The organism is Pseudomonas paraglycinae (assembly GCF_021601625.1).
Classification (GTDB): domain Bacteria; phylum Pseudomonadota; class Gammaproteobacteria; order Pseudomonadales; family Pseudomonadaceae; genus Aquipseudomonas; species Aquipseudomonas paraglycinae.
In genome coordinates, this window is sequence record NZ_BQHR01000004.1 from 410,560 (window position 1) to 430,774 (window position 20,215).

Here is a 20,215-nt window from a genome sequence, read left to right on the forward strand (position 1 = left end):
TAAAAAACCCTGACACAATTATTGGCAATGATTCTCAACTGCTCTTTGTTTGCTATTTAAAATCAGGAAGCCTCAATGTCGCGTCCCATCTCGCAGAGTCGTTTCACCCCGTCACGCAACCTCCTGTCCATGGCTATCTGCATGGCCGTCATGACCCCGGCGCTGGCCGATGAAACCCGCGAGGTGCAAGACGCTGCCCCACCCGCCACCCTCGAACTCGGCGCGACTGCAATCACATCCACCCAACTGGGCAGTACCACCGAAGGCTCGGAGTCGTACACCACCGGCACCATGGCCACCGCCACCAAACTGCCGCTGACCCTGCGCGAAACACCGCAAGCCGTCACTGTCATCACCCGTCAGCGCATGGACGATCAGGCGATGACCAGCATCAACGACGTGGTCAACGCCACGCCTGGGCTGTTCCTCGACTACTCCAACGGCCCAGGCCGACAGGCCTATAAAGCCCGGGGTTTCAACATCGACAACCTGATGTACGACGGCATTCCAAGCGGCTACGACGGCGTGAACGTCGGGTCCCAGCCGAATCTGGCGATGTTCGATCGGGTCGAGGTGGTCCGCGGTGCGACCGGTCTGGTCACCGGCGCCGGCAACCCTTCGGCGGCGATCAACCTGGTGCGCAAACGGCCATTGGCCGAGCAGCGCGTCACCCTGACCGGCGCCGCCGGAACCTGGGACAACTATCGCGGCGAGCTCGATGCTTCCAGCCCGCTCAACGACAGCGGCACCCTGCGCGGCCGGGTGGTCACGTCCTACCACGACGCCAACAGCTTCATCGATGACGTCGACGAGCAACACAACCTGTTCTACGCCGTCACCGAAGCCGATCTGAGCGACGACACCACCCTGACCCTCGGTTTCTCGCACCAGAAGGACAGGACCAACTACTTCTGGGGCTCGTCGATGATCGGCCTCGACGGCCATCACCTTGATCTGCCGCGCTCGTATAACCCCGGCACTTCCTGGGAAGACAAGGATCAGGAAATCAACACCGTCTTCGCCGAGATCCGTCAGCAACTGGCCAACGACTGGAAGCTGCAGGTCAACGCCAACTATTCCGAGCAGAACGCGCTGTTCTCCGGCTCGTACCAGTCGCGCTGGGTCAACGACACCCTGGCCCGCACGGTTTACCAGTCCAAGGCCGATGAAAACCAGGCAGGTCTCGACGCCTTCTTCAGCGGCCCGTTCGAAGCCTTCGGACGCAGCCATGAACTGGTGGTCGGCGCCAGCAAACGCATCTACGACCTGACCACCCACAACTACTCGCCGTACGACACCAACTGGCCGATCAACGCCGGCAAACCGGACTTCGTCCACACCAACAATACGCGCGAAGTCACCACTCAGGACGGCGTGTACCTGACCACCCGCCTGAGCCTGGCCGACCCGCTGAAGCTGATCCTCGGCGGGCGTCTGGACTGGTACGACTACGACAACCGCGATGGCGACGGCGATTACAAAGTCACCCGCAACGTCACCCGCTATGCCGGCCTGATCTACGAGCTGGACGACCATCATTCGGTGTACGCCAGCTACAGCGACATCTTCACCCCGCAGAGCAACAAGGGCACCTCCGGTAACCCGGTCAAGCCGATCGTGGGCAAGAACTACGAGGTCGGTATCAAGGGCGAATACCTGGGCGGCGCGCTGAATGCCAGCCTCGCCGTGTTCCGTGTCGATCAGGAAAACCGCGCGGTGCAGGTGTTCGTGCCGAACTGCCCGCAGTCTTCCTGCTATGACGCCTCCGGCGAGATCCGCAGCCAGGGTATCGACCTCGAGCTGCAAGGCGCGCTCACCGACAACTGGCAGATCGGTGGCGGCTACACCTACGCCCGCACGCACACCATCAAAGACGAGGCGAACCCGCAGAACGTCAACAAGCAGTTCGACACCGACATCCCGGAGCACCTGTTCAAGCTCACCACCCGCTACAACTTCCAGGGCCCGCTGGAAAAACTGCGTGTGGGCGGCAACATCTCCTGGCAGAGCCGCATGTACAACGACATCGAACTGCTCGATGGCGGCAACTACCGCCTCAAGCAAGGCGCTTACGCCGTGACCGACCTGATGGCCGGCTACCGGGTCAATGACAACCTCGACCTGCAACTCAACGCCAACAACATCTTCGACCGCAAGTACTACTCCACCATCGCCAACTCCGTCAGCTACGGCGGCGACAGCTATGGCACGCCGCGCAACATGATGCTGACGGCCAAGTACACCTTCTAGGTCTTCTTAGCGCAGGGACGCGCCAGAATGTCTTCCAGAAAATCAATGAACACATTGATACGGCTGGAGCCACGGTGATTGGGCAGATACAACGCATTGATGCAGCAGCTCGCATTACCGGGGTTGACTTCATACCCCTTCAGCAGCCGCATCAACCGACCCGCCTCAACATCAGCGCGCACCAGCCAGTCGGCCAGCAGGGCCACCCCGCGCCCCGCCACCGCCGCTTCGCGCAGGATGTCGGCATTGTTGCTTTGCAGGCGGCCATGGACATTGAGCTGGATGGTTTCCTCGTCGCCCTGGAACGTCCAGTGCTGGTGCGAACCACCGTAGTCGAAGCGCAGGCATTGATGCTCAAGCAAGTCTCGTGGATGCGCCGGCACAGCGTGACCGCTCAGGTAATCCGGACTCGCCACCACCCAGCGCTGGAAGCCGCCCACGCGTTTGCTGACGATATCGTCACTGACCACCGACGATCCCAGGCGCACCGAGACATCGATCTGCTCGCTCAGCAGATCGCTGACCTGATCGCTCAACGACACACTGATTTCAAGCCCCGGATGGCGGTCGAGCAATACTCCCAGTTGCGGCGCAATGATCTGTCGGCCGAACTCCACCGGCACGCTGATGCGCAGGCGTCCCTGCGCCTCGCTGCCCCGGTCGGCGACAACCGCGTCGGCCTCATCGATGGCATCGAGAATGGCCACCGCTTTCTCGAAATAGGTTTGGCCGGCGACCGTCACGCTGGTGTTGCGTGTCGTGCGGTTGAGCAGGCTGGCGCCCAACTCGTGTTCCAGCCCCGCCACCTGGCGTGTCACCGAGGACGTCGAGATGCCGAGTTTGCGCGCCGCCGAGGAATAACCACCGCAACGTACGGTTTCAACGAACATCTTCAGTGCCAGCAACTTGTCCATAAGTGGAGCCCGATCGAAAGGAAACGGTGATGATTGTGCATCACCGTTCGCCAATCGTCTTGTAGGACCGTGCTTCATCGGACTCAGCGGTGCCTGCGTTTCAGGCATCGGCCTTGCGGCTCAGGAACAGCGCCAGGGCCAGCGCCGGCAGCAACGCCACGGACACGGCGGACAGGTTCCAGCCAAAATGCTCGTAGAGCGGACTGGCGACCAGCGATCCCAGAGCACCGCCGACGAAGATGCTGGTCATGTACACGGCATTCAGGCGGGCCCGGCTGTGCGGATCGAGGGCGTACACCTCGCGCTGGCCCAGCACCATGTTCAGTTGCACGGCGAAGTCCAGCAGCACCGCGCAAACCACCAGCCAGACATAGCCGCTGCCCGGCAGCGCGGCGATCAGCAACGAGGCCGGAGCGAGCAACAGTGCCACGAGCGTCCCGCGCCGACCGTGCCCGGCATCGGCCAGCCGCCCGGCAATCGGCGCTGCGACCGCGCCGACGGCGCCGACCAGGGCAAATATCGCCACCTGTGCCTGACTGAAACCGTGGTGCCGCATCAGCTGGATCGGTGCGAGGGTCCAGAACAGGCTGAAACTGGCGAACAGCAAGCCCTGATACAGCGAACGCTGACGCAGAACCGCGTGCCGACGGGCCAGCGCAAACACCGAGCCGATCAGCGCAGCGTACGTCGCCTGATGGCTCGGGACGCGGCGCGGCAAGGCAATCGCCATGATCAGTGCGATGACAGCCATCAGCGCCGCTGCGCTGAAAAACACCCCGCGCCAGCCGAACACTTCCACCAGCAGACTCGACAGTGGCCGCGACAGCAGAATGCCCAGCAACAGGCCGCTCATGATGTTGCCCACCACCCGGCCACGGGTTGCCTCGGGCGCCAGATGCGCGGCCAACGGCACCAGAATCTGCACCGCCACCGAAGTCAGGCCGATCAGCAACGACAGGACCAGGAACATCGACGGCGAATGCGTCAGACCGGCGCACAACAGCGTCACGCTCGCCGCCAGGGTAAAGCCCACCACCAACCGACGGTTTTCCATCAGGTCGGCCAGCGGCACCAGCAACAGCAGCCCCAGTGCATAACCGAACTGCGTGAGTGAAACGATCAGACTGGCATTGGCACTGGACAGGCCGATCTGCGGCGCGATCAGTTCGACGATCGGCTGAGCGTAATAAAGGTTGGCCACGACCGCGCCGCAGCAGAATGCCAGGAACGCGACCATCAGGCCGGAAAGTGAAGCGGATGGTTCGGCCTTGGCCGCCGCTGCCGGATTGCCCGTAAGCATGATGACACCTCGATGAGTTGGGAAAGTGACGCCAAGGCTAGGGGCTGTGCGGGCGTTCGAGTATCCATCCCTCGGGCAATTGAGTGATGCGCCAAATGCAACGACTCCCGGCGTTGCACTTGGCGCAACGTGCTATTGCGCAGGCTGGCAATACTCGGACGGATGCACCCTCTCTACCCTTGGTCACCTGGCGCAGGGCTTTCCATCAGCGCCCTTCCCCGGTCGTTCAAGGAGTTGTCGAAGATGCCGAATCCGTCCCTCACGCCCACCGCGTGCCTCTTGGGCCAACGCTCATGAACGGCCATTTCATGAAATCCAGAGCACTGTGGGTCAGCGCGGCAGCCCTCGCGTCGATCGGTGCAATCGCTGCCCTGGCGCTGATGTGGCGGCCGGCAATTGCGCCGGTCGAACGCCCGCAAACCTTCGACTCCGCGCAACTGCAACGCGGCGCACGAGTGGTCGAGGCTGGCGACTGTGCGGTGTGTCACACGCGGCCCGGTGGCCAATACCTGGCCGGTGGACTGCCGCTGGTGACGCCGTTCGGCACCCTCTACAGCACCAACATCACCCCGGATCCACAGACCGGCATCGGCCAATGGTCGCTGCCGGCCTTCGAGCGGGCGATGCGTGAAGGGATCTCCCGCGATGGCCACTTCCTGTACCCGGCCTTCCCTTACGTTCATTACCGGCGCATGAGCGAAGACGACATCGCCGACGCCTATGCGTACCTGATGAGCGGCCCGGCGGTGGACTCGCCGCCACAACAGAACCGCATGAACTTCCCGATGAACATCCGGCCACTGGTGTCGTTCTGGAACCTGCTGTTCCTGCATGGAAAACCGCTGACGCCACTGGCGGAGCAATCGCAGATGTGGAATCGCGGGCGTTACCTAGTCGAGGGGCCCGGTCACTGCGCGGGCTGTCATTCGCCGTTAAACCTGATCGGCGCCGAGAAATCCGGCGAAAACCTGGCCGGCGGCGGCGTGGATGGCTGGGACGCGCCGTCACTGCTGGGCATGGCGCACCGGGCAAACCCGTGGAGCAGCGAGCAACTGGTGAGTTACCTGCGGGCCGAAGTGGTCGACGGACACGGCACGGCAGCGGGCCCGATGCACCCGGTCAGTCTCGGTCTGGCGCGCTTGCCCGTGGAAGATGCACAGGCGATTGCCGAATACCTGCTGAGTCTGCCGGCGAAAACCGCGATCAACGAAATTCCGAGCGCCAGCGCTGAATCTGCGGATCGATCCTCTGGCGCGCTGCTGTTCGCCAGTGCCTGCGCCGGCTGCCATGCCGAAGGCGCGCCGATGCGTGACATCGACGGCCGCCCGGCACTGGATCGCACCTCGGCGCTGCAGGCCGCCAGCCCGCGCAACTTTGTGAAAACCGTACTCGAAGGCATCCCGGCAGAACCCGGCCAACCGGGACCGGTGATGCCCTCGTTCGCCGCCAGTCTCGATAACACCCAACTCAACGCCCTGGCCGTCTACCTGCGCCATCAGGCCAGCCCCGATCAACCGTGGACCGACCTTTCCGCCACCCTCGAAGCGCTACGTCAGGAGACGAAATGACTCAGATCACCCTCAACGTCAACGGATCTTCCCGGGCTCTCGAGCTGGAACCCGACATGCCGCTGCTCTATGCGCTGCGCAATCACCTGGGCCTCAACGGCGCCAAGTACGGGTGTGGTCTGGGCCAATGCGGTGCCTGCACCGTCATCGTCGATGACCAACCGGTGTTTTCCTGCCTGACACCCTGCGCCGGCCTTGAAGGCAAAAAGGTGCGGACGGTCGAGAGTCTGGGAACCGCCGAACGCCCCGGCTCCCTGCAGCAAGCGTTCATCGACAAACAGGCCGCTCAATGCGGTTACTGCATCGCCGGCATGTTGATGCGTGCGCAGGCATTGCTGGAAAGCAATCCGCATCCCGATGAGCAGACCATTCGCGAACACATGTCCGTCAACCTGTGCCGCTGCGGCACGCATTTGCGCATCATCGAGGCGATCAACCTTGTCGCCCGGCAAAACGGGAGTGCGCAATGACCACGATCAATGAGGTCGATCAGAGTCGCCGTGCGTTCCTGCGCGGGGGCGCCCTGCTGGTAGCGTTTGCTTTGGTGCCGGTCTCACGCCGCGCCCTGGCCGACACCGAAGTCGATACCTTGGGCACTGTGGTGCTGGCACCGGACCTGCCCGGCAGCCTGCGCACCAACCCCTGGCTCGATGCCTGGATCCGCGTCGGCCCCGACGGCATCACCGTCTACACCGGAAAGGTCGAACTGGGCACCGGGGTCAAAACCGCGCTGCTGCAAATTGCCGCTGAACGCCTGGAGGTAGATCCGACCGCGATCAACCTGCTCACCGCCGACACCGCACTGACGCCGAACGAAGGCTACACCGCCGGCAGCCACACGATTTTCGACAGCGGCACGGCGCTGTTCAACGCGGCGGCGCAAGTGCGCGAGATGCTGCTGGAGTCGGCCGGGCGCAGCTGGAACGTTGCGCCGGCGCTGCTGACGACTCGCGACGGCATCATTCTCGGCCCGACCGGGCAACGCATGTCCTACGCCGACGCCGTCCAGCAGGTCGATCTGCACCGCTACGCAAAATCCGCATCGCCCTCGATGCCACCGGCGTCGTTCAAGCTCATCGGCCATTCGCTGCCACGGCTGGATATCCCGGGCAAAGTCAGCGGCGGCGCGGCGTTCGTGCAGGACATTCGCCTGCCGGGCATGCTCCACGCCCGGGTCATCCGCCCGCCACGTCCCGGCTGCACGCTGGAAGCCATCGATATTGATTCGATCAAAACGCTGTCGGGGGTGGTGCAGGTGATTCGCGACGGCAATTATCTGGCCGTGGTAGCGCGGGACGAATGGCAAGCGATCAAAGCCATGCGTCATGGATACGCTTCGGCGCGCTGGAGCGGCGGACAGGTGATTCCCGAATCGCGCGACATCCACACCTTGCTCGAACGTCTGCCTTCACGGCGTTATCCGATCAGCCATGAAGGCACGCCCCAGGGCGCGACCGCCAACCAATACCGCGCCCGGGTGACCAAGCAATACCTGATGCATGGTTCGATCGGCCCGTCCTGCGCCGTGGCCTGGTTCAAGGACGGCACCCTCACCGTCTGGACCCACACCCAGGGCGTGTATCCGCTGCGCGCCGGAATCGCCGAAATGCTGCGGTTGCCGCCCGAGCGCGTGCGCTGCATCCACACCGAAGGTTCCGGCTGCTACGGCCACAACGGCGCAGACGATGCCGCGGCTGACGCAGCGCTGGTTGCTATGCGCGTACCGGGCTCGCCGGTGCGGGTGCAGTGGATGCGCGAGCAGGAAAACCTTTGGGAGCCGTACAGCTCGGCGATGGTCAGCGAGGTGCAAGCCAACCTTGATGCGCAAGGTCGGCTGCAGGACTGGAACTATGAGCTGTGGACCACGCCGCACAACGAACGCATCGTCAACGCCGGGCGCTTGCTGCCCGCACGCCTGCTGGCCCGGCCGTTCGCTTCGGCACCCTCGGTGCCGATCGCCCAGCCTGAGGGCGATGGCGATCGTAACGCGGTGCCGCTGTACACCGTGGCCTCTTCGCGGATCGACATGAACTTCGTCACCGAAATGCCGTTCCGCACCTCGGCCATGCGCTCGCTGGGCGCCCACATCAACGTCTTCGCCATCGAAGCCTGTATCGACGAACTCGCCGCCAAGGCCGCAGTCGATCCGGTTGCCCTGCGCCTGGCGCACCTGACAGACCCTCGGGCGCGGGCGGTGGTGGAACGGGTGCGCGATGCAATCGACTGGCCACAAAAAAGCAGTGAACCCGGCGCAGGCCTTGGCTTCGCCTTCGCGCGCTACAAAAACATCATGGGCTACTGCGCCATTGCCGTGCGTCTGCGGGTGCATCCGCAGACCGGCGAAGTGCAGATCGATCACGTCGTCACCGCAGTGGACGTGGGGCAGATCGTCAGCCCCGATGGCCTGCGCAACCAGGTCGAGGGCGGGATCGTGCAGTCCACCAGCTGGACGCTGTATGAAAAGGTCGCCTATGACGCAGGCGGCATCCGCAGCTACGACTGGAGCGGCTACCCGATCCTGCGCTTCTCGCAAGTGCCCAAAAAGGTCGACGTTCACCTGCTCGACCAGCCGGGGCAACCGTTTCTGGGGGCCGCCGAAATCGTCCAGGGCCCCATGGCTGCCGCCATCGGCAATGCCGTGGCGAATGCCACCGGGCGGCGATGGCTGAACCTGCCCCTGACCCGCTCGCAACAGCCTTCCTGAACCACGCCACGTTGCATTTCACGCAATGCAGCGTGGCGTCGCGCGTGGATTATCAAGCACCGGTCAGCCGCTTAACGTAGGGCCATCCGGTGCCGGCCCCAACGCCCGACACCGTCCACCGACCTTTTTCGAAGACTGGAGAACCCCCATGACACAACAACTGTTCCGTCCCATCGCCCTCGGCCCCTACACACTTCCCCACCGGGTGGCGATGGCGCCGTTGACTCGCTCTCGTGCCGGGCAACCGGGCGACATCCCGACGTCCATGAACGCCGAGTACTACCGCCAGCGGGCGAGCGCCGCGCTGATCATCACCGAGGCAACGCAGATTTCCCGTCAGGGCCAGGGTTATGCGTGGACGCCTGGCATCTACAACGATGAACAAGTGCAAGCCTGGCGCGAAGTCAGCCGCGAGGTACACGAGGCTGGCGGGTTGATCTTCATGCAGCTGTGGCATGTGGGCCGCGTATCGCACCCAAGCTTTCAACCGGACAACGCATTGCCGGTGGCGCCGAGCGCATTGCCGGTGCCGGGCAAGACCTTCATCGTCGATGCCGAGGGCAACGGTGTCTGGGGCGACGTGCCCGTACCGCGCGCACTGCAAACGTCGGAAATCGCCGACATCATCAACGACTACCGCCGCGCCGCCCGCAATGCGCTGAACGCCGGGATGGATGGCGTGGAAATTCACGCGGGCAACGGCTATCTGCTGGACCAGTTCATCAACAGCAACAGCAACCAGCGCACCGACGGTTATGGCGGCCCCCTGGAAAACCGTGCGCGTCTGTTACTGGAAGTGGTGGCCGCCGTGGTCGACGAAGTCGGCGCCGACCGTGTCGGCGTGCGCCTGACGCCCATGGGCCGCTTCATGGGCATGGGTGATGAATCGCCGGAAGCCACGTTCGGCTACATCGTGAGTTCGTTGAACCGCTGGAAACTGGCCTACCTGCATCTGGTCGAGCCCGCCGTGGTCGGCACCGTCAAGGATGAAAACTTCGATCCGCGCTGGGACGCGATCATCGCTCAGTTGCGTGATGCCTGGGCTGGCGTGTTGATGATCGCCGGCGGCTACGACCCCGAGTCGGCGGAACAGGCGCTGGCCGACGGTCGCGCCGACATTATCGCGTTCGGCCGACCGTTCCTGGCCAACCCCGATCTGCCTCGGCGAATCCGCGAAGGCCTGACGCTCAACGCACCGGACCCGAGCACGTTCTTTGGCGGCGATCAGCGTGGCTATACCGACTACCCGGTGCACGCCCACTGATGCGCTGAACAGCGGACGCAAAAAGGCCTGTCACATCGGCAGGCCTTGTTCGTTTTCGCGGAGCATTACTGCTTGAGAATCAGCAGCGGCTCGCCCTTCTTGACGATGTAGGTCGCCAGTTCCGAGCCCTTCTCGTTGCCGACATTCTTGGCGATATGCGCCACACCCGCCGGGATGAACAGCGAATCACCCGCCTTCAGCGTCACCGGCGCCTGCCCTTCAAGCCGATACTCGAACGTGCCGCTGATCACGTAAGCCACTTCCACACCCGGATGCGCATGGTTGGGCGAGGTGACGCCTGGTTCGAAATCGACGCGAGCCTGTATCACCTCGCGATCCGCAGCACCCAGATCCTGACGGACCAGATCGGTACGGCTCAGGCCTTGTTGCCAGTTCTTCGCCGGGGCGGCAGATGGGGTTTCAGCCGCCTGTGCGAGGCCGGTCAGCGAAACGAGTACGGCGGCAGCGGTCATCAGAAGTGTGCGGCGCATGGTGTTGTCCTCTTGGAAGTCGTGGTGTGTTGGCACCTACTTTGGGCGAGGCCTGTATGCGGGATGTGTCCTGATGACGGGGTTTGTTACCCGTTTGTGTACGGCGGCGCGATGGATACACGCTTATACAAAGGGTTTGGCCAGCACCTGCGATAGCCAGCCTCTGAACGCCACGATCTTTTTCGATTCGGCCTGATCGTGGGGCGTGACGAGGTAGAAGCCGGAAGCGGATTTCAAGCGCAAATCAAACGGCGCCACCAGCCTGCCCGCCCGCAGATCGTCATCGACATAGGTCGAGCGACCGATGCACACGCCCTGCCCGTCAATCGCCGCCTGCACCGCCATCATCGCCAGGTCGAAGGTCAATCGCGGACCCTTGGCCGTCAGCGGTGGCTGGCCTGCCGCGTGCAGCCAATCGTTCCAGTCATTGGCGGTCACGCCGCTGACTTGCAGCAAAGGGTGATGGGCCAGGTCCACCGGTGTATTCAACGGCTTGTCGCCGTTCAGCAGTCGCGGACTGCACACCGGAAAGATCTCGTCGGCCATCAACCAGTCGGCCCGCAGCCCCGGCCAGTTCCCGTCGCCGTAGCGGATCGCCGCATCGATGCCGCCCTTGCGAAAGTCCACCCACTCGGTGGAAGCGCTGATCCGCACATCAATCTCGGGATGCGCCTCGCGAAATGATGGCAATCGCGGCAACAACCATTTCGATGCCACCGACACCAGCGTGCTGATGGTCAGGACGCTGTTGTGGCTGGATTCCAGCAGCTTTTCAGTCGAGTAGCGCAATTCAAGAAACGCTGAGCGGATGCCGGGCAAGTAAGCATTGCCCTCCTCGGTCAATGCCAAACCGTCCTTCAAGCGCATGAACAGACGCACGCCAAGCTCATCCTCGAGGCGACGGATCTGATGGCTGATCGCAGTTTGCGTGACGTTCAGTTCTTCAGCGGCGCGGGTGAAGCTCATATGCCGGGCGGCGCATTCGAAGGCGCGCAATCCATTGAGCGATGGCAGTCGGGGGAGCATATGACCTCTTAGAGTCCATGAGATTTTGTCATACGCTAGCACTGCATTTGTCCTTTGCGAAGCGGCGCGGCGATAGCGGATTCTGAGGCTCTACCTGCAAGGAGATCCCATGAAACTGTACTTCGCCCCCATGACCTGTTCGCTGTCGCCGCACATTGTGCTGCGCGAGCTGGAGCTGCCGTTCGAGCTGATCCGCGTCAACAACCAGACCAAGCAAACCGCCGACGGCCGGGACTTTCGCCAGATCAATCCGAAGGGCTACGTGGCCGCGCTGATGCTCGACAACGGTGAAGTGCTGACCGAAGGGCCGGCGATTCTGCAATACCTCGCCGACCTCGTACCCGGTCATTCGATGGCCCCGGCCAATGGCACCTGGGAACGCTCGCGCCTGCAGGAATACCTGAATTTCATCAGTTCGGAAATTCATGGAGGCAGCGCGCCGTTGTTCAGCAGCGAAATCCCGGAAACTACCAAAACGCTCTTCAAACACAAACTGTTCAAGCGCCTGGATTACCTGAACCGCATCCTCGCGACACAGCCCTTTATGATGCAAGTGTTCGGCGTAGCGGATGCCTATCTGTTTACGGTGCTGAAGTGGTTGCCGACATTCAGTATCGCCATCGAAGACTGGCCAGCGCTGGCGAGTTACATGTCGCGCATCGCCGAGCGGCCCAGTGTGCGGGCGGCCATCGCGTCAGAGGAAGCCACGCAACCGGTCGTCTGACATGACCGGTTGCGCCAAGCGCCCTTAATGGGCCGGCGCGCAGTCAGGCGCCCGACTCCGGATCACTTGCCGGCAGGCCCCGCGCTTCTCTGTCTTCATCATCCTTGGCGGTGCTCTGCGGGTTGGCGTCGGCGCTTCCCGAGCCGTTGCCGTCCTGCGGATGCTCAGAACCCACCGAATCGTTGGCCGCCACATCGCTCATGTCTTCTTCCAGTGGTGCTTCATCGTCCGGCGGCAAGGGGACTGGCGACTCATCCTTGCGGGGATCATGGCCGGTTTCGTTGTCGGTGGTGCGCGTCACGGCCTGTTGTGACAGGTTGCCGGGTGCATTTTCATCAATGTCCATGAGGTTCTCCGTTCTGGTGCGCAATGTTCGTACCTGAAGGTGTGAAACGAGTGAGTGGTGCTTAGTGCCCGGTATTGGACGAATGGCGCTCCGGTTGCCGAATGCCCCAGCGCTTCTATAGTGAAGGGGTTCAAGCCCTTCTCCCTTCGAGCGCCCCATGGCCAGCACCGATCAACTGATCATCTGCGAGCATTGCGACTGCGTGTACAAAAAAGTCGTGCTGGCCAAACACCAGAAGACCCTCTGCGTGCGTTGCGGCGCCGTGCTCCAGCGCTACAACAACCTGAGCGTGGAGCAACGGCTGGCCCTGAGCTTCACCGCGGCGATGCTGTGGCTGTTCGCCAATTTCTACCCGGTGATGAGCATCAGCATGAAAGGCCTGAAAAACAGCGCGACCCTTTGGGATTCGGTGCTGGCCCTGAGTCAGGGGCCGATCACCTTCATGGCGATGGTCGCGGCGATCTCGATCATCATCGCCCCGGCCTTTCAGCTGGTTCTGTTGATCTGGGTCTTGAGCTTCGCCCTCGCCTCGCGCCGTTCGCCAGGGTTCAAGCTGTGCATGCGCTGGCTGGAAACGCTGAGGCCGTGGAGCATGCTCGAAGTGTGCCTGCTCGGCGCAATGGTGGCGGTGTTCAAACTGGCGGGCATGCTCGACGTCATTCCCGGCATCGGCCTGTTTGCGCTGGCCGTGCTCAGCCTGTTGCTGATCCGCATCGCCGGGCGCGACGTGCGTGAACTGTGGGACATCCTATGAAACGACCACCGACGGCAACCGAACTCAACCTCTGCCTGTGCCACAGCTGCGGACTGGCCTGCGACATGACCGGCGAACCGCACCAATGCCCGCGCTGCGACGCCCCGCTGCACCGGCGCAAGACCAACTCGCTGACCCGCACCTGGGCGTACATGTTCGCCGCGCTGGCGTTTTACGTGCCGGCGAATCTGCTGCCGGTGATGAACACCACCCTGCTCGGCAGCGGCGCCGACAGCACCATCATGAGCGGCGTGCTGGAGTTCTGGGAACACGGCGCGTGGGACATCGCCCTGATCATCTTCATCGCCAGTATTGCGGTGCCGGGGGTGAAATTCGTTGCGCTGACCTTGCTGTTGGTCACCGTGCAACGGGACAGCCATTGGGCGCGCAAGGAGCGTTCGAAGCTGTACCGTTTCGTCGAACTGATCGGCTATTGGTCGATGCTCGATGTGCTGGTGGTCGCGCTGGTGGCGGCGCTGGTGAAATTCCAGGCGCTGGGGGATATCGAGCCGCGCGTAGGGATTCTGTTCTTCGGCCTTGTGGTGGTCTTTACGATGCTTTCGGCGATGAGCTTCGACCCGCGCCTGATCTGGGATAACGCGCCGGACGAAGAAACGGAAGAACCCCGACACTCGACTGAACAAGTGCCGGGGCATCAAGCGGTTTGAGTCAGATCAGATCTGCGCAGTACCGCCGTCAACGAACAACTCGATGCCGTTGACGAAGCTGCTGTCATCCGAGGCCAGGAACAGCGCAGCCTTGGCAATCTCGCTCGGCTCGCCCAGACGCCCGATCGGCACTATCGACGCCAGTTGATCGAACAGCCCCTGGGTGTGTTCCGCCGGCACCAGCCCTGCCAGACCTGGCGTGCGCACCGGGCCAGGGCTGATGGCGTTGACGCGGATGCGCCGTGGTTTCAAGTCCAGCAACCATGAGCGGGCGAAGTTGCGCACCGCCGCTTTACTCGCGCTGTAGACGCTGAAGTTCTCCGTGCCCTGCACCGAGGTGGTCGACGAGGTCAGCAGAATCGAGGCGCCATCGCGCAGCAGCGGCAAGGCCTTCTGCACGGTGAACAGCGTGCCCTTCACGTTGGCGTCGAAAATCCGGTCGAAGTGCTCTTCGGTGATCGAACCCAGCGGCAGCATGTCCCCGCCGCCGGCGTTGGCGAACAGGATGTCGAGGTGTCCGGCCTTGGCGGAAATCTCGCTGTAGATGCGATCCAGATCCTCCAGCTTCGCCACGTCGCCCTGAATGCCGATGGCCCGTGGGCCGATGGCGGCGACCGCTTTGTCCAGTTCGGCCTGACGGCGGCCGGTGATGAATACGGTAGCGCCCTGGGCGACGAACTCCTGCGCCGACGCCAGGCCGATGCCGGTGGTGCCGCCAGTGATCAGTGCGATTTTGCCTTCAAGTCTGTTGCTCATGATGAATCTCCAGTAACCGTTTCGAGGTAGGTGACGGGTCGTAGGTGAGCCGTTGGAAGCGACTTTAGGCCGATCGATTGAATTGAAAAATCCGCAAAATCGGTTTTGTTTGTGCACAGACATGCACAATACTCAGCCGTGTCCAATCCACTGAGCCCGAATCGATGAATCAGTTAATGGCGATCCGCACCTTCGCCCGCGTCGTGGAAAGCGGTTCGTTCACCAAAGCCGCCGACTCGCTGAACCTGCCGAAAACCACCGTCAGCAAACTGATCGGCCAACTGGAAAACCACCTCGGCGTGCGCCTGCTGCAACGCACCACCCGCCGCCTCACCGTCACCGCCGACGGCGCTTCCTATTACCAACTGACCCAACAACTGCTGCATCAACTGGACGACATCGACCAAGGCTTCAGCCAGGCCCAGGGGCTGCCGCGCGGCCGGATTCGCGTGGACATCGGCGGCTCGACCGCGACGATGCTGGTGATCCCCGAGCTGCCGAAATTCTTCGAACGCTATCCGGACATCCAGGTTGATCTGGGCGTCAGCGACCGCCCCGTGGACTTGATCAGCGAGCGCGTCGACTGCGTGATTCGCGGCGGTCCGCTGACCGAACAAACCCTGGCCGTGCGCCGCCTCGGCGAAGTGTCGTGGACGACCTGCGCCACGCCCGATTATCTGCAACGCCACGGCACCCCGAGCCACCCGCTCGACCTGGCCAGCCATCAGCTGATCGCTTACCGCTCGGCCTCCACCGGGCGCATCCTGCCGTCGAACTTCCAGCGCAACGGCGAACGCCATCAGATCGAAGGCAAAGGCCTGATCAGCGTCAACGAGAGCAACGCGCACCTGGCGGCAGGCCTTGCTGGTCTGGGGATCATCCACACCTTCAGCTACACGGTCAGGACGGCCATCGAGCGCGGCGAACTGGTGCCGATCCTCGAGGACTGGCGTCCGCCAGCGTATCCGTTTCATGTGCTGTATCCGCCGAACCGCCATTTGAGCAATCGTGTGCGGGTGTTTATCGATTGGCTGGTGGAGCGGTTTGCTCAGGTCGATTGAGGTGCTGCGCGAGCATTGCTGACTTTTACGCAAAACACCTTTGACCCAGGGCCGGTTCTTCTAATGTCCGTTGCCACCGATACTGGCGGCCATCGACTTTCATGGGAAACCGCACAATGCAAACCGATTACGCTGCCTGGGCCTGGACGTCCGGCCAAGGGCTGGATGGCCTGACACTGACCCGCAAACCCCTCGTGCAACCCGGCCCCGGGCAAGTGCTGGTGGCCAACCGCGCCATCGCCTTGAACCCGGTGGACTGGAAGATCATCGAGTGGGGCCATCCCGCCTGGAGCACCGGCCGTGTGCCGGGTGTCGACGGCATGGGCGTGGTGGTCGCAGCCGGCGCCGGCGTGACACTGCAACCCGGCAGTCGCGTGGCGTATCACCAATCACTGGCGAGCGATGGCAGCTTCGCCGAGTACTGCCTGCTCGACGCCGCCACCGTGCTGTCGGTGCCCGCCGCGCTCGATGATGCCGCGGCGGCGTCACTGCCCTGCCCCGGTTTGACCGCGTGGCAAGCCGTGGAAAAAGTCCCGGCGAATGGCGCAGCCGATGTGCTGGTGATCGGCGCCGGCGGCGCGGTCGGCCTGCTGCTGGTGCAACTGGCGGTACAACGCGGATGGCGGGTCTGGGCGACCGCGTCCGGCGCGCATCATGCAAAGCTCAAGGCCCTGGGCGCAGTCGGCGTATTCGATTACCGCGAACCGGACTGGCAAACCGCACTCGCAGCCAGCCTCGGCGAACGTCGTTTGCACGCCGTATTCGACACGGTCAGCGGCGCTCACGCGGCGAAAATGGCCGACCTGCTGGGCTACAACGGCCATCTGGTGTGCATTCAGGACCGTCAGGAAATCGCGCCGCTGCCGGCGTTCACCACCGCGATTTCGCTGCATGAAGTGGCATTGAACAGCTTCCACATCCACGCCAGCCTGCACGATCGCCAGACCTTGCGCCGCAACGGCGAGCAGTTGCTGCAAGCGCTGCTCGACGGCAGCCTGATCGGCCCGGCGCTGCAGATGTTCAACTTCGATGAATTGCCCCAGGCCTTGCGCGCCCTGAAGGACGGCGCGGGTGGCGGGAAATGGGTGACGCGATTGCCCAGCGCCTGACAAGCAACCACGGCCCGACTCCCTCGCAATCGCGCCGTTTCGTCTAACCTGACGTTGCACCCGACGATGATTGCCCATCGACGGGTGCATCGACCTTGATGCCCACGAAACGGAGAATTCCATGCTCAAGCGAACCCTGGCACTGACCGCTGGTCTGGCCCTGTCCCTGTCCGCCGTGCTGGCGCAAGCCGCGGAGGTGTTGAAGGTCAGCGCGATTCCCGATGAAGCCCCGACCGAGCTGCTGCGCAAGTTCGAGCCGCTGGGGTCTTATCTGGAGAAGCAACTGAACATGAAAGTCGAGTTTGTGCCGGTGGCCGACTACCCGGCGGTGGTCGAAGCGTTGGCCACCAACCGTCTCGATCTGGCTTGGCTCGGTGGCTTCACTTTCGTCCAGGCGCAGTTGAAAAGTGATCCAAAGGTCATTCCGCTGGTGCAGCGTGAGCAAGACGCCCAGTTCACCAGCAAATTCATCACCGCCGACCCGAATGTGAAAAGCCTCGCCGACCTCAAGGGCAAGACCTTCGCCTTCGGCTCCGTGTCGTCCACCTCCGGCAGCCTGATGCCGCGCTATTTCATGCTCAAGGACGGCATCAAACCGGAAAGCTATTTCAGCCGCGTCGGCTACTCCGGCGCCCACGACGCCACCGTCGCCTGGGTGCAGGCCGGCAAAGTCGACGCCGGTGTGCTGAACGCCAGCGTCTGGCAGAAACTGGTGGACGCCGGCAAGGTCGACACCAACAAGGTCAAGGTCTTCGCCACCACCCCGGCCTACTTCGATTACAACTGGACCGTGCGCGGCACCCTCGATCCGGCGCTGGCGGCGAAGATCAAAAAAGCCTTCCTTGACCTCGACCCGGCCAACCCCGAGCACAAGAAAATCCTCGACCTGCAAGCCGCCAGCCGATTCATCGAAACCAGCCCGGACAATTACAAAGGCATCGAGGAAGCCGCCCGCGCCGCCGACTTGCTGAAATGACGCTGCGCCTCAAACAGGCTTTTCTGCACCACACCAATGGCGTGGAAGCCTTGCGTGGCGTCGATTTACAGATCGAGGCCGGCGAACAGGTGGCGATCATCGGACCGTCCGGCGCCGGCAAATCCAGCCTGCTGAATATGCTGGCAACCGCGATTCGACCCAGCAGCGGCGACATCGAAGTGCTGGGCGAGCGCGCCTGGCACTTGTCCGCCCGCCAACGGCAACGCCTGCGTGCGCGCATCGGTCTGGTGCATCAGGCGCCGCCGTTGCCGCCCCGGCAACGGGTGGTGACGGCGGTGCTGGCCGGCAAACTCGGCCAATGGAGCCTGGGCAAAAGCCTGATCAACCTGCTGCATCCGCTCGACGTGCCCGGCGCTCGCGCGGCCCTGGCAAAACTGGATCTGGCCGACAAACTCTTCAGCCAATGCCAGCAACTGTCCGGCGGGCAGTTGCAGCGGGTCGGCATTGCCCGTGTGCTGTATCAGGCGCCGGAGGTGTTGCTGGCGGATGAGCCGGTCTCGGCGATGGACCCGGTGCTGGCCGGGCACACGCTGTCGATCCTGTCGCGCCATGCTCGCGAGCACAACGTCACGCTGGTGGCGAGCCTGCACGCGGTGGAACTGGCGCTGGCGCACTTCCCGCGAATCATCGGTTTGCGCGAGGGGCGGATCCTGTTCGACTGCCCGTCCGCGCAAGTCAGCCGCGACATGCTCGACACCCTCTACGCCAACGAACAACTGCAATCCCCGGCGCCCGCCGTCACCCCACTGATTGTGCAGATTCCGCGATGCTGAGCGCCGACACCCGCGACCCCGCCGCGCTGCCCCGGTTGCTGCTGACCGGGCTGGCGATTGCCTTGCTTTGGCCCGGCATTCAGCTCAGCGAACTGGATCTGGGCGTGCTGTTTCACGCCGACAGCCAGAGTGAAATGGGCCGCTTCGTATCGATGTTCTGGCCACCGGCCCATGACCGCGAGTTTCTGCAATTACTGCTCAAAGCCACCCTGCAAACCTTGGCCATCGCCACCGCCGGCATGGCCCTGGCCCTGCTGTTGGCCGTGCCGGCCAGCCTGCTCGCCAGCCGCGCCCTGTCGCTGACCGCCGCCTCCCGCAGCGGCCGCCCGAGCCTGTTGGGCCGACTGCTGCGCTGGCCGGTGCGCGGGCTGCTGATCTTCCTGCGCAGCGTGCCGGAAATCGTCTGGGCGCTGCTGTTCGTGCGCGCCGTCGGCCTCGGCCCGGCGGCGGGCGTGCTGGCCATCGCCATCACCTACAGCGGCATGCTCGGCAAGGTCTACGCCGAAATCTACGAATCCACCGACCAACGCCCGGCCCACGCCCTGCTCCAGGCCGGCAGCGGCCGCCTCGCCAGCTTCGCCTACGGCGTACTGCCCAACGTCGCGGCGGAACTGCTCTCCTACACCGTCTACCGCTGGGAATGCGCCATCCGCGCCTCGGTGGTCATGGGCTTCGTCGGCGCCGGCGGCCTCGGCCAACAGATCGACCTCTCGATCCGCATGTTCGCCGGCGGCGAAGTCGCCAGCATGCTCCTGACCTTCCTCCTCCTCGTCCTCGGCGCCGACCAACTCAGCCGCCTGCTGCGCTGGAGGCTGGCATGAAACGCCTGATCAATTCGGTGCTGATTCTTGCCATTGTCGTGGCCGTCATTGCCTCGTTTACCTACCTGGGTCTCGACCTTGAAGAACTCGGCAGCGCTACCAGCCTGAAACAGATGGGCTTGTATGTGGCACGTTTCCTCAGCCCCGACCTGAGCGCTGACTACCTAAGCGCCATCTTGCGCGGATCGATGGAAACCCTCGCAATGTCCGCCCTCGGCACCCTCCTCGCCGCTGTACTGGGCTTGTTTTTGGCGCTCCCCGCCGCTGGCCGGTTTGGCTGGTTTTTTCAGAGTGCCGCGCGCCTGCTGCTCAATGCCCTGCGCGCGATTCCCGAACTGGTGTGGGCTGCGTTGATGGTGCTGGCGGCTGGGCTTGGGCCGAATGCCGGGACACTTGCGTTGGCCCTGCACACCACGGGCGTGTTGGGGCGGTTGTTTGCTGAAGCACTGGAGAACACACCGCCGGAACCGGCGGATGCGATTCGGTTGCAGGGGGGGAATCCGGTTTTGGCGTTCTGCTACGGCACCCTGCCGAACCTGGCGCCGCAGTTGCTGGCGTACTGTTTGTATCGGTGGGAGAACAATATCCGGATGGCCAGCGTGCTGGGGTTTGTCGGGGCTGGGGGGTTGGGACAGATGTTGTATGTGAGCTTGAGTTTGTTTCAGGAGGCGCAGGCGGGGACGGTGATC

General features: G+C 63.3%; 19 protein-coding genes and 1 pseudogene. 14 read left to right on the forward strand and 6 right to left on the reverse strand.

Features of this window, described 5'->3' with window-relative positions:
* The first annotated feature begins 75 nt into the window (after nucleotides 1-75).
* The gene (locus L6D82_RS08575; protein ID WP_236188720.1) at nucleotides 76-2,250 is read left to right on the forward strand and encodes a TonB-dependent siderophore receptor; all 2,175 of its coding nucleotides are present in this window, start codon (nucleotides 76-78) and stop codon (nucleotides 2,248-2,250) included.
* On the opposite strand, the gene L6D82_RS08580 is transcribed toward L6D82_RS08575, so the two are convergent.
* On the reverse strand, nucleotides 2,247-3,164 hold the full coding sequence (locus L6D82_RS08580; protein WP_102687737.1) for a LysR family transcriptional regulator: 918 nt from the start codon (nucleotides 3,162-3,164) through the stop codon (nucleotides 2,247-2,249). The two genes, L6D82_RS08575 and L6D82_RS08580, sit on opposite strands and share 4 nt — an antisense overlap.
* Before the next feature lie 100 nt (nucleotides 3,165-3,264).
* Nucleotides 3,265-4,464 (reverse strand): MFS transporter, encoded by a 1,200-nt coding sequence (locus L6D82_RS08585; RefSeq protein WP_236188721.1) that lies wholly within the window; start codon nucleotides 4,462-4,464, stop codon nucleotides 3,265-3,267.
* A 308-nt stretch (nucleotides 4,465-4,772) separates the two neighbouring features.
* Here L6D82_RS08585 and L6D82_RS08590 point away from each other — a divergent pair, with 308 nt between their 5' ends.
* The 4 genes from L6D82_RS08590 (at nucleotide 4,773) to L6D82_RS08605 (ending at nucleotide 10,000) form a co-directional block, all read left to right on the forward strand.
* Nucleotides 4,773-6,032 carry a c-type cytochrome gene (locus tag L6D82_RS08590; protein ID WP_236188723.1) on the forward strand — a complete coding sequence of 420 codons (1,260 nt, stop codon included), beginning with the start codon at nucleotides 4,773-4,775 and terminating at the stop codon, nucleotides 6,030-6,032.
* Entirely contained in the window at nucleotides 6,029-6,502 is a 474-nt protein-coding gene (locus L6D82_RS08595; protein WP_102718328.1) for a (2Fe-2S)-binding protein, read from the forward strand. Before L6D82_RS08590 ends, L6D82_RS08595 begins: the two co-directional genes overlap by 4 nt.
* A complete protein-coding gene (locus L6D82_RS08600; RefSeq protein WP_236188725.1) occupies nucleotides 6,499-8,736 on the forward strand; it encodes a xanthine dehydrogenase family protein molybdopterin-binding subunit in 2,238 nt (745 codons plus the stop codon). The genes L6D82_RS08595 and L6D82_RS08600 overlap by 4 nt, the downstream gene beginning before the upstream one ends.
* Before the next feature lie 148 nt (nucleotides 8,737-8,884).
* Entirely contained in the window at nucleotides 8,885-10,000 is a 1,116-nt protein-coding gene (locus L6D82_RS08605) for an alkene reductase (protein ID WP_236188727.1), read from the forward strand.
* Between the two features lie 65 nt (nucleotides 10,001-10,065).
* Here the strand turns inward: L6D82_RS08605 and L6D82_RS08610 are convergent, their stop codons facing one another.
* Together L6D82_RS08610 and L6D82_RS08615 are read right to left on the reverse strand one after the other, a co-directional pair.
* On the reverse strand, nucleotides 10,066-10,491 hold the full coding sequence (locus L6D82_RS08610; protein ID WP_085747393.1) for a cupin domain-containing protein: 426 nt from the start codon (nucleotides 10,489-10,491) through the stop codon (nucleotides 10,066-10,068).
* 123 nt (nucleotides 10,492-10,614) lie between these two features.
* Nucleotides 10,615-11,517, reverse strand: coding sequence for a transcriptional regulator GcvA (locus L6D82_RS08615; RefSeq protein ID WP_236188729.1), 903 nt, complete (start codon nucleotides 11,515-11,517; stop codon nucleotides 10,615-10,617).
* 109 nt (nucleotides 11,518-11,626) lie between these two features.
* On the opposite strand from L6D82_RS08615, the gene gstA reads away from it, so the two are divergent.
* Nucleotides 11,627-12,241 (forward strand): glutathione transferase GstA, encoded by a 615-nt coding sequence (gene gstA, locus L6D82_RS08620; RefSeq protein ID WP_129973634.1) that lies wholly within the window; start codon nucleotides 11,627-11,629, stop codon nucleotides 12,239-12,241.
* A 154-nt stretch (nucleotides 12,242-12,395) separates the two neighbouring features.
* Here gstA and L6D82_RS28595 read toward each other — a convergent pair.
* Nucleotides 12,396-12,587, reverse strand: a pseudogene (locus L6D82_RS28595) (hypothetical protein); the annotation flags it as partial.
* Nucleotides 12,588-12,744: 157 nt separating this feature from the next.
* Between L6D82_RS28595 and L6D82_RS08630 the strand changes: the two are divergent.
* Both L6D82_RS08630 and L6D82_RS08635 read left to right on the forward strand, forming a co-directional pair.
* Complete coding sequence (locus tag L6D82_RS08630) at nucleotides 12,745-13,341, forward strand: paraquat-inducible protein A (protein WP_236188732.1); 597 nt, start codon at nucleotides 12,745-12,747, stop codon at nucleotides 13,339-13,341.
* Nucleotides 13,338-14,009, forward strand: a complete 672-nt coding sequence (locus tag L6D82_RS08635) for a paraquat-inducible protein A (protein WP_236188733.1) — start codon at nucleotides 13,338-13,340, stop codon at nucleotides 14,007-14,009. Before L6D82_RS08630 ends, L6D82_RS08635 begins: the two co-directional genes overlap by 4 nt.
* A 6-nt stretch (nucleotides 14,010-14,015) precedes the next feature.
* Here L6D82_RS08635 and L6D82_RS08640 read toward each other — a convergent pair whose 3' ends face one another.
* Nucleotides 14,016-14,765 (reverse strand): SDR family NAD(P)-dependent oxidoreductase, encoded by a 750-nt coding sequence (locus L6D82_RS08640; RefSeq protein WP_011333861.1) that lies wholly within the window; start codon nucleotides 14,763-14,765, stop codon nucleotides 14,016-14,018.
* Between the two features lie 164 nt (nucleotides 14,766-14,929).
* Between L6D82_RS08640 and L6D82_RS08645 the strand changes: the two genes are divergently transcribed.
* From L6D82_RS08645 to phnE, 6 genes are all read left to right on the forward strand, one after another.
* A complete protein-coding gene (locus L6D82_RS08645; RefSeq protein ID WP_102687748.1) occupies nucleotides 14,930-15,826 on the forward strand; it encodes a LysR family transcriptional regulator in 897 nt (298 codons plus the stop codon).
* A gap of 116 nt (nucleotides 15,827-15,942) precedes the next feature.
* A complete protein-coding gene (locus L6D82_RS08650; protein WP_236188734.1) occupies nucleotides 15,943-16,935 on the forward strand; it encodes a zinc-binding dehydrogenase in 993 nt (330 codons plus the stop codon).
* Between the two features lie 121 nt (nucleotides 16,936-17,056).
* The gene (locus tag L6D82_RS08655; RefSeq protein ID WP_102718319.1) at nucleotides 17,057-17,911 is read left to right on the forward strand and encodes a putative selenate ABC transporter substrate-binding protein; all 855 of its coding nucleotides are present in this window, start codon (nucleotides 17,057-17,059) and stop codon (nucleotides 17,909-17,911) included.
* Nucleotides 17,908-18,705 (forward strand): phosphonate ABC transporter ATP-binding protein, encoded by a 798-nt coding sequence (locus L6D82_RS08660; RefSeq protein WP_236188738.1) that lies wholly within the window; start codon nucleotides 17,908-17,910, stop codon nucleotides 18,703-18,705. Before L6D82_RS08655 ends, L6D82_RS08660 begins: the two co-directional genes overlap by 4 nt.
* A complete protein-coding gene (locus L6D82_RS08665; protein WP_085747402.1) occupies nucleotides 18,699-19,526 on the forward strand; it encodes a PhnE/PtxC family ABC transporter permease in 828 nt (275 codons plus the stop codon). Before L6D82_RS08660 ends, L6D82_RS08665 begins: the two co-directional genes overlap by 7 nt.
* Nucleotides 19,523-20,215 (forward strand): phosphonate ABC transporter, permease protein PhnE (gene phnE, locus L6D82_RS08670; protein WP_236188739.1); only part of this gene is annotated, 693 nt, incomplete at its 3' end. The genes L6D82_RS08665 and phnE, both read left to right, overlap by 4 nt.